This is a genomic window from Rhodoplanes elegans (assembly GCF_016653355.1).
GTDB classification, from domain to species: Bacteria; Pseudomonadota; Alphaproteobacteria; order Rhizobiales; family Xanthobacteraceae; genus Rhodoplanes; species Rhodoplanes elegans.
In genome coordinates this window covers 1-14272 of record NZ_NHSK01000260.1, presented here as the reverse complement: position 1 = coordinate 14272, position 14272 = coordinate 1, and the positions used below count along the sequence as shown (strand labels likewise).

At 64.7% G+C, this 14272-nt stretch carries 13 protein-coding genes and 2 pseudogenes; all 15 read left to right on the top strand.

The window, feature by feature from the left end:
• Positions 1–726: pseudogene (locus CCR97_RS31935) on the top strand (IS630 family transposase); the annotation flags it as partial.
• Between the two features lie 531 nt (positions 727–1257).
• Positions 1258–2238: an NAD-dependent epimerase/dehydratase family protein gene (locus CCR97_RS27855; protein WP_111357411.1), complete on the top strand. Its 981-nt coding sequence runs from the start codon at positions 1258–1260 to the stop codon at positions 2236–2238.
• Between the two features lie 564 nt (positions 2239–2802).
• Positions 2803–3147, top strand: a complete 345-nt coding sequence (locus CCR97_RS27850; RefSeq protein ID WP_111357410.1) for a transposase — start codon at positions 2803–2805, stop codon at positions 3145–3147.
• 279 nt (positions 3148–3426) lie between these two features.
• Positions 3427–3672: a transposase gene (locus CCR97_RS27845; protein ID WP_111357409.1), complete on the top strand. Its 246-nt coding sequence runs from the start codon at positions 3427–3429 to the stop codon at positions 3670–3672.
• A 41-nt stretch (positions 3673–3713) separates the two neighbouring features.
• Complete coding sequence (locus CCR97_RS27840) at positions 3714–4091, top strand: IS66 family transposase (RefSeq protein ID WP_111357408.1); 378 nt, start codon at positions 3714–3716, stop codon at positions 4089–4091.
• A gap of 314 nt (positions 4092–4405) precedes the next feature.
• On the top strand, positions 4406–5173 hold the full coding sequence (locus tag CCR97_RS27835; RefSeq protein WP_111357407.1) for a glycosyltransferase family 2 protein: 768 nt from the start codon (positions 4406–4408) through the stop codon (positions 5171–5173).
• A complete protein-coding gene (locus CCR97_RS27830; protein ID WP_111357406.1) occupies positions 5170–5787 on the top strand; it encodes a class I SAM-dependent methyltransferase in 618 nt (205 codons plus the stop codon). Before CCR97_RS27835 ends, CCR97_RS27830 begins: the two co-directional genes overlap by 4 nt.
• Before the next feature lie 182 nt (positions 5788–5969).
• Positions 5970–6797 carry a class I SAM-dependent methyltransferase gene (locus CCR97_RS27825; RefSeq protein WP_170145844.1) on the top strand — a complete coding sequence of 276 codons (828 nt, stop codon included), beginning with the start codon at positions 5970–5972 and terminating at the stop codon, positions 6795–6797.
• The gene (locus CCR97_RS27820) at positions 6794–7978 is read left to right on the top strand and encodes a glycosyltransferase family 4 protein (RefSeq protein ID WP_170145843.1); all 1185 of its coding nucleotides are present in this window, start codon (positions 6794–6796) and stop codon (positions 7976–7978) included. Before CCR97_RS27825 ends, CCR97_RS27820 begins: the two co-directional genes overlap by 4 nt.
• Positions 7978–9924, top strand: a complete 1947-nt coding sequence (gene asnB / locus CCR97_RS27815; protein ID WP_111357403.1) for an asparagine synthase (glutamine-hydrolyzing) — start codon at positions 7978–7980, stop codon at positions 9922–9924. Before CCR97_RS27820 ends, asnB begins: the two co-directional genes overlap by 1 nt.
• Positions 9915–10781, top strand: a complete 867-nt coding sequence (locus CCR97_RS27810; RefSeq protein ID WP_111357402.1) for a methyltransferase domain-containing protein — start codon at positions 9915–9917, stop codon at positions 10779–10781. Before asnB ends, CCR97_RS27810 begins: the two co-directional genes overlap by 10 nt.
• Before the next feature lie 5 nt (positions 10782–10786).
• Complete coding sequence (locus tag CCR97_RS27805; protein WP_111357401.1) at positions 10787–11941, top strand: glycosyltransferase family 4 protein; 1155 nt, start codon at positions 10787–10789, stop codon at positions 11939–11941.
• Positions 11942–12061: 120 nt separating this feature from the next.
• Positions 12062–12244 (top strand): hypothetical protein, encoded by a 183-nt coding sequence (locus CCR97_RS32590; RefSeq protein ID WP_111357400.1) that lies wholly within the window; start codon positions 12062–12064, stop codon positions 12242–12244.
• Between the two features lie 155 nt (positions 12245–12399).
• Positions 12400–13302: a transposase gene (locus tag CCR97_RS27795; RefSeq protein ID WP_201160085.1), complete on the top strand. Its 903-nt coding sequence runs from the start codon at positions 12400–12402 to the stop codon at positions 13300–13302.
• Positions 13303–13596: 294 nt separating this feature from the next.
• A pseudogene (locus CCR97_RS32585) lies at positions 13597–14098 on the top strand (winged helix-turn-helix domain-containing protein); the annotation flags it as partial.
• Positions 14099–14272 lie beyond the last annotated feature (174 nt).

Sequence of the window (14272 nt, the reverse complement as noted above, 5' to 3'; positions counted from 1 at the left end):
GCCATCTGAAACGCCTGATCGCCGAGCGCTTCGGCATCGCGTACCACGAGCGGACGATCGGCAAGGATCCTCGACGCGCTCGGCTTCTCCCACATCAGCGCGCGCTCGCGCCACCCGGCGCAGGACGCCGGAACGATCGCGGCGTTCAAAAAAGCTTCGCGGCGACGCTGAGCGCCCAGTTCGCCGGTGTCGCCGACCGCAAGCCGGCCGAGATCTGGTTCCAAGACGAGGCGCGCATCGGCCAGAAGAACGGCATCGTGCGCATGTGGGCGCGGAGTGGCACGCGGCCGCGACAGCCCGCCGACCAGCGCTACGAGAACGCCTGGCTGTTCGGGGCCATCTGCCCGGCGCGCGGCACCGGTGCCGCGGTGCCATGCCGGCCGCCGACACCGAGGCCATGCAGGTCAACCTCGACGAGATCGCCCGCATCGTCGCCAATGGGCACACGCCGTCCTGTTGCTCGACCGCGCCGGCTGGCACACCACGCCCGCGCTGAAGGTGCCGGAGAACATGACCTTGCTGTTCCTGCCGTCGCGCTCGCCCGAGCTCAACCCGGTCGAGAACGTCTGGCAGTTCCTGCGCGGCAACTGGCTCGCAAACCGCGTCTTCGACACCTACGAAGACATCGTCGACGCCGCCTGCGACGCCTGGCGCCGTCTCGTCGCCCAGCCGGAGGCCATCACCTCGATCGGAATGCGAGCATGGGCGCACATCGGTCGATCATAAGGGCCGTTGGTATAAGTTGCTTGAGGGCCTGTCGAGTCGCGCGTCGATCGCTCACAGAACTGACGTTTGCAGCACCGGTGCGATATCGGCTAAGATTGTTCAGTTCTGGCCAGACAGAGGTGACATATAATGCGAAAAATCGCTGTAATCGGCTTTGGCTATGTCGGCCAACCGAACGCTTTCGCATTTGCGAGACCTTGGCCCGGGTGTCGAGGGGTTCGACAGCAACAAACCCGCATAGATGACACAAGGCCGCCCGCGACCGCATCAACGACATGCCGGAGGAACTAGGGGGTCGGCGCTAGCGCTCAGGGATGACGTCCGCCACCTCGTTATCTCAAACCCCAACATCATCACCGCACAGCTCGATTACGTGCAAATGCGCCTAACCTCGGCGCAGGCTCGCGGCTTCTGAGGTAGGCCTTAACTCGGATCGATGCTGTGTCCGGCAAGTCAATCCGTATAAAGCAGGCGGCCGAGAAATTCGAACCAGTATAGCTGATCCCTATCAAGCCCGAGCGTGAGAGATCAATGAGAGACATTGCTGTGGTTTGTGGAGCCGGCGGCTTCATAGGAGGTTATTTGGTTAAACGCCTCAAAGCCGACGGCTATTGGGTGAGGGGGGTCGATGTAAAATTCCCAGCCTACGAAAGAACGGCTGCTGACGACTACTTATTGCTCGACCTGCGCGACCCAATTGATTGCGCGCGAGCGTTACGAGTGGGCAACTATTCGCCAAAAGAAGTTTATCAACTTGCAGGGAAAATGGGTGGAATAGAGTTTATTGAGTCCGAAGAATACCTGGTATTAACCACTAACGCGCTTATTAATTTAAATATGATCAACGCAGCAGCGGCTGCGCATGTTTCTCGCTACTTCTTCCCATCTTCTGTCGCCGTGTATCGCGATATGTCAAGGATGGAGGCGGAGCTTCGCGAAGAAGGCGCTTATCCGGCAATGCCCGACAATGACTATGGTTGGGAAAAGCTATTTTCTGAGCGCGTCGTGTCGGCTTTTCAAAAACGATTTGGCGCGGCCGTGCGCATAGGCAGGTTTCAGAACTGCTATGGTCCGGGGAATGAATGGAAAGGCGGTCGCGAGAACTCACTCGCCGCACTCTGTCGGAAAATCGCTCTTGCAAATGACGGTGAGACGATCAAGGTGTTCGGGGACGGATCGGCAGTGCGTAATTTTATTTTTATCGAAGATGCTGTAGAAGCAATTATCTCCATTATGAGATCAGATGTGAGCGCCCCAGTAAATGTTGGGACGCGCGAATATATAACGATTAGCGATCTAGTGGATATTATTGCAAGGATTGCAGAAAAAGTAGTTAAGCCGCGCTTTATAGAGGGGCCGACTGGGGTTCGGTTTCGTCGATTTAGCACCGAACAAATTGAGATGCTTGGATGGAAGGCCAGAAATTCGCTACAAGAGGGGCTTCGATTGACGTATGATTGGATACGAGCGGAGGCCTTAGAAGACGCGCGCCGCCAAATAGTGGATATCTAATGGTTTGTAAATAAGGTTCATGCGTGGATTTGGTCGAAATGGTGACTTGGGTTGGAGAGCCAGTAGCCCGCAGGTACTGCCAGAGTTCTCGACCGGGTTGAGCTCCGGCGAGCGCGACGACAGGAACAGCAAGCTCACGTTCTTCGGGACCGTGGGAGCGGCATAGTGTGTCAGCCGGTGCGGTCGAGCAGCAGGACGGCGTGTGCCCCTTTGGCAACGGTGTGGGCGACTCGTCGAGGTGGACCGTAAGCGGCGCGAATACCTCACGTTTCGGCAGGGGAGCGGACCGCCGGCGCTTCAACGGCCCGTTCCGAAGCGGATTGGCATCCAGTATTGACGGATGGCTTCCACATACATCGGGATGTCGTGGTGTTCTTTTGCGCAGGAACGCGCGGTCTCAGGTCCGGGGCGCGGCGGACCGAGCACGAATCGTCCCTAGACGTCAACGCAGCGCAGGAAGATCGTATCCATCGATAGCGGCCGCCTTGTGGGCGAGGGGCTGATTCGATCACTCTGGCATCGAATGCGAGCATTGTCGCTTGCGCCGGTGCAAAAGAGGGTGCGATGAGCCGTTTTGAAGTTTTGTCGGGGCCTGAGCGGCGGCGACGATGGAGCTTGGAGGAAAAGCGGTTGATCGTTGCGGAAGCTGTTGCGCTGGGCGCCTCGGTGAGCGCGGTCGCAGGACTGCGGGACGTTGTACCGGGACAGATTTATCGCTGGCGGAACGAGCTTCGGAACGCCGTGTCGGGTTTCGCCGCGGTTGTGGTCGCGCCGGAGGCGGGCGAGCGACTGACGGCATCGGCGCCCGCGGTGGAGATCGAGTTCGGTGCGACCATTCGGGTTCGCATTGCGGCGACAGCGCCCCACGAACTTGCGGCGGCGATCATCGAGACGCTGGTGCCGCGATGATCCCGTTTCCGACCGGGGTGCGAGTGTAGGTCGCTGCCGGCGAGACTGATGCGGCGTGGAAGTATCCACACGGAGTTGGCCGCCAGGGGCTTTCAAGGGCCGAGCAGTCCGGGATTCTCATTGTGCATCCGTATGAGCACGGACAGCGTTTCGATGCTGAAGTCGGTGAACGCCATGAGGCAGTCTTCATCCGACGCCGTAGACTGAAGTGGCCCCCGGATTTAGGACCAGGGCGTGAGTTAGAAATCGGTCGCTCCGTTTTGGTAGACGGAGCAGGCGATGACGAAGAGAACGAGACGGAAAATCGACGCGGGGCTGAAGGCGAAGATTGTGCTGGAGGCGATCCGCGAGCAGGCGACGTTGGCCGAGTTGGCGCATCGCTATGAGGTTCATCCGAACCAGATTTATGCCTGGAAGAAGCAGCTTCTGGAAAATGAGGCTCGGGCGTTCCACCCAAACGTGGGTGAGGACGACGAGAAGGTCGCGCAGAAGAAGGTCGACGACCTGTACGCGAAGATCAGCTAATTGACTGTGGAGCGGGAATTTTCTGCCAGCAGGTCCGGCAGATGAGCGCGGCGGCCCGGCGAGAGATGCTCGATCGCGGCAACGAGAAGCTGTCGATCCGGCGGCAATGTGCCCTGCTCGGGGTGGCGCGGTCGAGCGTCTATCGGCCCGAGCGCCCGGCCAACGACAATGACCTCGCCCTGATGCGGCGGATCGACGAGCTGTCCACGACGTGGGCCCGGTTCGGCGAGCTCTCGTCCGGGTCGGGGCAGGCGAACGCGGTGAAGTACGCGCTCGGCCACTGGGACGGGCTCGTGCGCTTCCTCGCCGACGGACGCCTGGAGCCCGACACGAACATTGCGAAGCACACCGCGACATCCCGATGTGTGTGGAGCCATCCGTCAGTACTGGATGCCATCCGCTTCGGCACGCGCCGCTGAGGCGTAGACGGGCCGCTCCGTTGCCGACACGTGGGACTTTCGCGCCACTTACATCTATGCGGCAGGTGGGGCTCGATCTGCTGCCCACTCGAAATCGATTAGCCAGTCAAGCTGTTTGCTCATCAAGAGCTCCGTGCTCCCCGGCGGGGGGGCCTTTGAAATCAGTCAGCGCCTCGCGTCGCAAGCGCAACTGAGTACGGACCCCAGTGCTCCTTTGACATCGAGACAACCAAGGTGCAAAATAAATAATTATAAATTGGCCGTCTCGAAGCGATGGCCTCGCACCCAGCCGTGGCGAATCGTATCGGAACAACATGCTAGTCGAGGTAGAGCCGCAATCGCCGGCCAGCAATCAAGAAAACCGCCCACCGACTCTCTCGATCGTCACCGTCACTTACAATAGCGAGGCAACGTTGGAGGACACGCTGCGTAGCGTGCGCCGGCAGAGTTGGCGGGATTTCGAGCACGTGGTGGTCGATGGCGGCTCCACCGACGGCACGCTCGACATCCTCAAGGCCGCGGGCGATTCGGTGTGCTGGGTATCGGAACGCGACGCCGGCATCTACGATGCGATGAACAAGGGCATCCGGCGCTCGCGCGGGCGCTGGATCCATATCTTGAATTCCGACGATTACTACGCCTCCGACGACGTCCTCAGCCGGGTGATGCCGAGCTTGGTCGAGGATGCGGTCAATTACGGCGACCTGATCCGCGCCGACGACGACGGCAGTCGGGTAGCGCAACGCTATCCGTTCCGGAAATGGCCGCTGTACGTCTCGGCCTATCTGCCGCATCCGTCGCTGATCGTATCGGCGCGGCAGTATAGGGCGGTCGGCGAGTACGACACCAGCTTTCGCGTCGCCGCCGACCACGACATGATCCTGCGGCTGGTGGAAAACTATCCGGCCAACCACATTCCGGTGGAAATGACTGTGATGCGGCAATCCGGCATCTCCGCCACTAATCTCGATCTCAGCATGCGCGAATTCGGCCGGGTGTTGCACAAACACGGCATGCCCGCACCGGCGGTCGCGCTGATCACGGCATTTCGCCGGGTCTGGTGGAAGATGCGGTCCGCATGAACGATCCCAATAGTCTTGCCATCCGCACCGGCGTCAGCGGCCGGATCCTGGAATTCGCCAAGGATCGCGGTGTCGCGATCGCCGATATCGGCTGCGGCGAAGGCGAATTGCTCGGCCGGCTCGCCGAGCTCGGCTACACCCGGCTGACCGGGGTCGGCTGGCAGGTCAACGTGCCGCCGAGCATTCCCAAGGTCGAAAACGTCGATTTCAGCCGCCCGGGCTGGGCCGATCAGCTCGACGGCGCGACCTTCGATGTCATGACTGCCACCGAAGTGCTGGAGCACCTAGTCAATCCGTTCGAGTTCCTGACTCAGCTGCGACGGCTCGCCAAGCCAGGCGGGCAGCTGATCCTGACCTTTCCCAACGTCCACAACTGGCGCAGCATCGTCGGCTACGCGCTCGGCGGCCGGTTCAGCGGGTTCTTCGGCCCGAACTGGAACGACAACCATCCGCTGCACGACCAGCACATCTTCATTCCGAACCATCATCTGGTGCGGTACTTTCTCGGGCTCGCCGGCTTCGAGATCGTTTCGATCGATTTTCTCTACGGCAATGGCAAACTGTTCGGCACCACCGCGATGTTCGACTGCCGGGCGGTGACGCCGAAGCTCTGAGCCCGGTTCCGTCCGGCCGGGCCGTCGTCCCGGCGCATCGGCGCCGACCGCCGGGCCGGCGGCAGCTTGTTGGTCCGGACGATTGGCTTTATAGGTTTGCCGGAATAGACAGGAACCGGGACATGCGGGCCGGCAGCGAGGCGATGCGCCCCGCGACACCACACCGGGAATATGGATTCCAGATGAGTTCCCCCGAAGCGGCAGTGCTGACCACACCGGCGGCGTTCTTCCAATGGTGTCTGCGCACGGCGCCGGACGAGATTCCGTTCCGCGCCAACTATCCGCAGTACTATGCGCTGACCAATTCCGCCGACTATCTGTGGCGCACCTACGACCGCCGGTTGTCGGATATCGTCGCGCTGGTCCGTCCGGGCCTGCGCGTGCTGGAGATCGGCTGCGGCATCGGCGCCGATCTGCACTGGCTGGCGCTGAAGGGCGCGACCGTCACCGGCATCGACGTCAAGTCGGAATGGACCGACGCGGCGCGCAAGCTCACCGGTCACGTCAGAAGCAGCTTCGGCGGCGACGATCTCAATGTCGATATCCGGCGCATCAACCTGCTCGATCTGCCCGCCGATCAGTACGACCTGATCTACATGAAAGACACGTTCCATCACCTCGAACCGCGCGACAAGATCGTCGCCAAGATCGCGGCGCTGCTGGCGCCCGGCGGCAAGGTGGTGATCGTCGAGCCGAACGCCTGGAATCCGGCGATCCAGTACAAGATGTTTCGGATCCGTGGCTTCAACACCATCATCGAAAAGACCGACAAGGCGACCGGCGAGCATTTCATCTACGGCAACGAGCGGCTGGTCAGCGGCGGCGCGATCGCCAGCAGCTTCGCATCGCACGGCATCGAGGGCGGCTCGCGACTGTTCCGGCTGATCCCGACCGCGCTGGCGTCGAAGCCGGCGCTGGTCGGCGTCGCCAACCTCCTGGAGACGCTCCGCATTGAACCGTTGCTGGTGCCGCTGTGCATTCACAGCGTGTATTGCGGGACCAAGACGTGACCGCAGCGACAGCGCCGATACCGGCTGCGACCGCCCCGGCGACCGGCCGCCGCAAGGTACTGATCTGGCACTGGGGCCGGCGCGGCGGCGGCGTGCGCTACACTTACGAGCTGGTCAAGGAACTGCGCCACGATCCCGCGCTCGAGCTGCATCTATCGCTGTCGCGGCAAGGCGACATCTTCACCGAGCTCGACGCGCTCGGCTTGCCCGGCTTCCACATCGACACCTACACCGACATCCCCTCCGCCGCGATGGCGCTGCTGCGGCTGCCGCTGGTGCGCAGCCGGTTCTGGCGCTACGTCCGCGAGCAGGGCATTTCCGTCGTCGTCTGCACCATGAGCCACCTGTGGGACGTGCCGGTGCTGTGGCGCCGGCCGCGCGACGTCGCATTCGTGTTCGTGCTTCACGACGCGCTGCCGCATCCCGGCGACGACGTGCCGATCCGCAAACGGATGCTCGACCGCGAGATCGCCGAGAGCGACGGCATCGTCGCGCTCACCGAGCACACCCGGAAGCTCGTCACCGAGGTCAACCACTTTCCATCCGACCGGGTCTGGGTGATCCCGCTCGGGGTGTTTCCCTATGCGGACAGCGTCACCGCTGCGTCGGCCACGGCCGCGAACCGTCAGCTGCAGCTTTTGTTCTTCGGCCGGCTGATGCCCTACAAGGGCCTCGACCTGCTGCTCGACGCCTACCGGATGCTGAAGCAGGCCGGCAAGAACGTCGCGCTGCGGATCGCCGGCCCCGGCGACATCGGCCCGTATCAGGCCCAGCTCGCCGGCCTCGCCGATGTCGATCTCGATATCCGCTGGATTCCCGAAGAGGAAGTCGGCGCGGTGTTCCGCGACATCGACATCGTGGTCGCGCCGTATCGCGGCGCCAGCCAGTCGGGCGTGCTGGTCACCTCCGGGGCGGCGGGAATCCCCGCCGTGGTAACGCCGGTCGGAGGCCTCGCCGAGCAGGTGTTGCACGAACAGACCGGCATTGTCGCCGACGCCGCGACGCCGGAGGCGATCGCCGCCGCGGTGACCCGGCTGGTCGACGACGCCGCGCTGCGGCAGCGTTGCGGCAAAGGCGCGCGGCGCCACGCCGCCGAGGTGCTGAGCTGGGCGACGATCGCCGCGCAGTTCTCGCCGATCCTGCGCGGCGTGACGCCGCGCCGCCCAGGCGAGGGCGCCTGATGTGCGGGATCGCCGGAGCCACCGCCGCGCGGCACGCGCCGGTCGACCGCACCGTCCTGAAGCGGATGACCGACGCACTCGCCCATCGCGGTCCCGACGGCGAGGGCCTGTGGATCGCGGACGATGGGGAGGTCGGCCTCGGCCACCGCCGACTGTCGATCATCGACCTGTCGTCGTTCGGAGCGCAGCCGATGCAGTCGGCGTCGGGCCGCTTCGTGCTGTCCTACAACGGCGAGATCTACAACTACCTGCCGCTGCGGGACGAGCTGACCCGGCTCGGTTATCGCTTCTCCGGCCATTCCGACACCGAAGTCATCGTCGCCGGCTGCCAGCTTTGGGGGCTGGAGAAGACGCTGTCGCGGCTCGCCGGGATGTTTGCGCTGGCGATGTGGGACAAGCAGGAGCGGACGCTGTCGCTCGCCCGCGACCGCATCGGCATCAAGCCGCTTTACTACACGGTGAACGACGGCGCGCTGGCGTTCGCCTCGGAGCTACGCCCGATCGTGGCGTGGCGCGGTAGCCTGCCGGAGATTTCGCTGCGCGGCCTGTCCGAATTCCTGCGGCTCGGCTACGTGCCCTCCCCGCTCAGCATCTTCGAGGGCGTGCACAAGCTGCCGCCGGCGACGGTGCTGACATTCCGCGACGGCCGGACGGCCGGACCGACGCCGTACTGGTCGGTCGGCGAGACCGTCGCCCGCGGCTTCGCCCGGCAGCGCCACAACGAGACCGCCGTGCTCGACGAACTCGACGCGCGGCTGCGCGAGATCGTGTCGCAGCACATGATCTCCGACGTGCCGCTCGGCGCATTCCTGTCCGGCGGCATCGATTCCAGCACCGTCACCGCGCTGATGCAGGCCGGCAGCAACCAGCCGGTCAAGACATTCTCGATCGGCTTCGATGACCCCGCCTATAACGAGGCGACCCACGCCGCCGAGGTTGCCGCGCATCTGAAGACCGATCACACCGAGCTTTACGTCTCCGAGCAGGACGCGCTGGCGGTGATTCCGTCGCTGCCCGACATCTACGACGAGCCGTTCGCCGACATCTCGCAGATCCCAACCTACCTGGTCGCCCAGCTGGCGCGGCAGCGCGTCACCGTCAGCCTGTCCGGCGACGGCGGCGACGAGCTGTTCGGCGGCTACAACCGCTACACCTTCGTCTCCAACTACTGGGACAAGCTGAACCGGATCCCGCGGCCGCTGCGCAGCCTGGCGGCGGCGGGCATCAACGCCGCCTCGCCGGCCACGTGGGACTCCGCGTTCCGGCTGTTAGGACCGGCGCTGCCGCCGCGGCTGCGGCCGGCGCTACCGGGCCAGAAGATGCAGAAGATCGCCTCGGTGCTGGCGGCGCCGACGCTGTACCACCTACAGAGCCGACTGATCTCGCAATGGCCGCATCCGGAAGCCGTGCTGGCGTCGGGCGCGGGCGGCATCGCCGAGGCGCTGCTGCCGCCGCCGGTCGAGGTCTCCGGGATTCCCTCGGCCGCGCAGCAGATGGCGTGGGACACCAGCACCTATCTGGTCGACGACATCCTCACCAAGGTAGATCGCGCCACCATGCGGGTCGGCCTCGAGGCGCGTGTGCCGCTGCTCGATCACCGGCTGGTCGAATTCGCCTGGGAGATTCCGCTGTCGATGAAGTTCCGCGACGGCTCTGGAAAGTATATTCTCAAGCGCCTGCTCGAACGCTATGTTCCGCGCCGCCTGTTCGAACGGCCGAAGATGGGCTTCGGCATTCCGGTCGACAGCTGGCTGCGCGGGCCGCTGAAGGGCTGGGCGGCGAACTACCTGTCGCACAGCGATCGACCGACGCACGACCTGTTCGACCGCGCCGCGATCGACGCCACCTGGCGCGAACACCTCGACGGCCGGATCGACCGCGGTGGGCAGCTCTGGACGGTGCTGATGTTCGATTCCTGGCTCCAGAGGGCGCGGCAATGGGTGTGATGTCGCAACTGCCCTGGTGGGTGAAAATGGGAGCCAAGCTCGGCCTCGCCCGGCTTCCAGTGCCCTACGGTTTCTGGAAGAAGCTCGGCATCTTCCGCCACGGCGAGATGATGGTCCCCGAGCGTGCGATCTCGGCGTTCGAGAGCCACTTCGCCGACGCGACGACCCGCGCCGACCCGCCGGCGGGTTTTCACTGCCTCGAACTCGGCCCGGGCGACTCGGTGCTGTCCGGCTTCGTCGCGCGCGGCTTCGGCGCCGGCAGGGCCTGGCTGCTGGATGCGGGTCCATTCGCTGAGACAGGCATCGAGGGCGTTCGCGACCTGCGCGATCTGCTGGCCGCGCGCGGCAGACCGCTGCCCGCCATCTCGGCCGACACGTTGGCGCAGGCGATGCAGCAGGCCAACATCGTGTACCTGACCGAAGGGACCCGCTCGATGGCGGAGATTCCCGACGCGTCGATCGATTTCACCTGGTCGCAGGTCGTGCTAGAGCACGTCTATCGCGCGGACTTTTCGCTGTTGATGCGCGAATTGCGCCGGGTGATGAAGCCGGGCGCGATCGGCGTGCACAGCATCGACTTCCGCGATCATCTCGGCGGCGGCCTCAACAATCTGCGTTTCCCCGACGAGATCTGGGAACAGCCGAAGTTCCGCGACAGCGGCTTCTACACCAACCGGATTCGCCCGCGCGAGATGATCGGCCTGATGCAAGCCGAAGGCTTCTCCGTTGACGTGATCGGGCAGCAGCGCTGGCCGTCGCTGCCGCTGCCGCGCGACCGGATGGCGCCGCAATTCGCACTCTTCGCCGACGAGGATTTCATGGTGTGCGAGATCCGCGTCGTGATGCGGCCGGTGTAGCCGCGATGCTGAAGCCGCCGTCGAACCAGCAAAGGCTGATGTTCGTCGTCACCGAGGACTGGTACTTCGTCTCGCACCGGCTGCCACTGGCGCGCGCGGCGCGCGACGCCGGCTACGAGGTGCTGGTGGCGACGCGGCTCGCCGACAAGGCCGAGACGATCCGGCGCGAGGGCTTCGCGGTGATCGACCTGACGAAGATGCGCCGCACTGGCCGCAACCCGTTCAGCGAACTCAGTGCGATCGCCGAACTGGTCGGGATCTATCGGACGCATCGTCCGGACATCGTCCACCACATCGCGATGAAGCCGGTGCTGTACGGCTCGATGGCGGCGCGGATCGCCGGCGTCCGCAGCGTCGTCAACAATCTCGCCGGCCTCGGCTTCGTGTTCTCGTCGCGCAGCCTGAAGGCGCGGGTGCTGCGCCCGGCGATCCGGCGGCTGCTGGCGCCAGCGCTGAACCGGCCGCGAACCCTGACGATCGTGCAGAACTCCGACGACGCCCGGGTGATGACCGACGCGATCGGCGTCGAGCCGGCGCATCTGCGGCTAATCAAGGGCTCCGGCGTCGATCCGTCGCTTTATCCGATGCCGCATCGGGAGGAGGCGCCGCCGCTGGTGGTGCTGGCTTCGCGGATGATCCGCGACAAGGGCATCGCCGATTTCGTTGCGGCGGCGACCCAGCTCCGCCGCGCCGGCGACGTGGAGACTCGCTTCGTGCTGCTCGGGTCGCCCGATGTCGGCAATCCGCACGCGATACCCGAGGCCGAACTGCAGACCTACGACCGCGACGGCGTCGTCGCCTGGTGGGGCCATCGCGACGACATGCCGGAGATCCTGGCGCGCAGCGCGATCGTCTGCCTGCCAACCACCTATGGCGAGGGCATTCCCAGGATCCTGATCGAGGCCGCCGCCGCCGGCTGCGCCATCGTCGCCTACGACGTCGCCGGCTGCCGCGAAATCGTCGCCCATGGTGACAATGGCGTGCTAGTGCGGCCCGGCGACATCGCCGGTCTCGCCGCCGCGATCGGCGGCCTGCTCGCCGCCCCGCCTCGGCGCGCCGCGATGGGACAACGCGGCCGCGCCCGGGTCGAAGCGGAGTTCGCCCAGGACCGCATCGTTGCGCAGACGCTGGCGATTTACGCCGAGACGGTGGGGCCGTGACGACGCTGGAGTCCGTACTAAATTGGCTTGCGGTACGCGTCGTACACTGACCCAAGGGCTCGGCACTGGCGTAGATTCCGGGAAAGTGGAGACGGTGATCCGCGCGTTGAGGATGCCGCCGTGATCGGCGCGACCGGAGCGGTGCGGGTGATGGTCGCGACCCGGCCGGTCGACTTCCGCCAGGGCGCCGGAGGGCTCGCCGCGCTGGTGCGTGAAGGTGAGCTTCACGGGCGAACCATGGTGATTAAGGCTTGCCTTTCCGGGCTGGGCTGGGTGGCGGAAGCCGTGGATGGTGGCGGTTGACGGTGGGACGGCCGAGTGATGCGTTCGGAGCGGCGCGACCAAGCGGGGGCCGCGATGTCCACCATCGAGTCGCAGTTGCGGTATGTGTGCGGATAGCTCTGGACGACCATCGAATTTCTGACTCGCTGATCCGCAGAGCGGATCGGGAGTGGGCGATGTCACGGCGGCGGATCGGTCAGGAGACGCTTCAATTCGGTTCTGGACCAAGTCGCGGCCGGTCGTCACTCGACGCGTTGGAGGCGGTTATCGACTGGGTTCCAATCGCGCGAGACCTCGACGTGATCTCGTGCGCAGCAAAGGGAGAGCCGGCGTCGCCGCCGCTGGCCCTATTCAAGGCGCTGCTGATCGCGGTCTGGTACGACTTGTCCGACATCAAGCTCGCCGAGGCCCTGGACGATCGCGCCTCGTTCCGGCGCTTCTGTTGGTTTTCGGGCAGTGAGCCCACACCGGAGCGAACAGCCTTCGTCCGGTTCCGCAAAGCGCTCGCGATACATGGACTGGAGCGAACGCTGTTCGCGACGATCACGGATCAACTCGCCGCGAAGACGATCACGGTGAAGACCGGGACGCTGGTCAATGCGACCATCATCGAGTCGACGAGCAAACAAGACGGCGAGGCGCGATGGGTCGGGCGCCGCGGCAGGCCGGCCGTGCACGGGTTCAAGGCGCATGTCAGGGACGGTGCGGACACCAGTCTCGTCGAACAGATCGCCGTGACTTCGGCCAATGTCGCCGACAGCAAAGCCGGTCCCGCGGCCGTGCCGGACGATCCGGGTGAAGTCTTCGCCGACAGTGCCTACAGAGGACGCCACTGCGGTGACGCCGTTCGCGCCAAGGGCGGCACGCCACGGATCGCTGCGACCAGCATGTGGGGTCGCGACGAGGCCGAGACTCTCGCCCGGCTCGACGCCTGGAACCGGCCGATCCACCGATCAGGCAAAGGATCGAGAAGATCTTCGGGACGTGGAAGCGCAGCTATGGACTGCGTCGCATGCGATAGTGCGGAATGGCCAAGGCAACGCTCCAAATCCACCTCACCGCCATCGCCTATAATCTGAAACGGGCGATGACCATCACGATCGTCGCCTGACCCAATCGGGCGGACGTGACACCGCCACGGCGGCGAAGTCGATGTGGATCGTAATGACCATCCGAGCCGAACCAGCGAGCCTGCGCGCCACCACGCCCGCCGATCGGCCTCATCTCCGCGGTCGACAGCGAAAACTGCGAAAATCAGTCGATTTTGCAACCCACGCACAGGCCTCATCATACCAAAAGCCTCTGTGGCTGACTCGCTGGGAATTCCGGAGCGAGGCTGATTGTGATTCGCTCGGGGCGGGAGGATTCGCGCCATGGCGACAGCGGTTGCTCTGCGGACGGATTTCTCGGCGGCCGATCTGCGGCGTGGCAGCGGCATCGAAGAACGCCAACCAGAGCCGACGGCTGTTGTCGCTGGCGGCGGTTCGGGATGGCATGAACCGGACGGAGGCGGCCAGGATCGGCGGCAAGGACCGGCAGACGCTGCGCGACTGGGTGCATCGGTTCAACACCAAGGGCCGGACGGGCTTCTGGACATCCCATCGAATGGCCCGAGCACCCGGCTGACCGCCGCCCAACTAGCCGAGCTGGCAAAGATCGTCGAGACCGGCCCTGACCGGGCCGTGCATGGCGTGGTGCGCTGGCGCAGGGGCCATCTGAAACGCCTGATCGCCGAGCGCTTCGGCATCGCGTACCACGAGCGGACGATCGGCAAGGATCCTCGACGCGCTCGGCTTCTCCCACATCAGCGCGCGGCCGCGCCATCCGGCGCAGGACGCCGGGACGATCACAGCATTCAAAAAAACTTCGCGACGACGCTGAGCGCCCAGTTATACCAAAGGCCTCTGTGACTGACTCGCTGGGGATTCCGGGGAGCGGGCGGATGTGATTCGCTCGGCGCGGGAGGATTCGCGCCATGGCGACAGCGGTTGCTCTGCGGACGGATTTCTCGGCGGCCGATCTGCGGCGGCTGGCGGCGGCGTCGAAGAA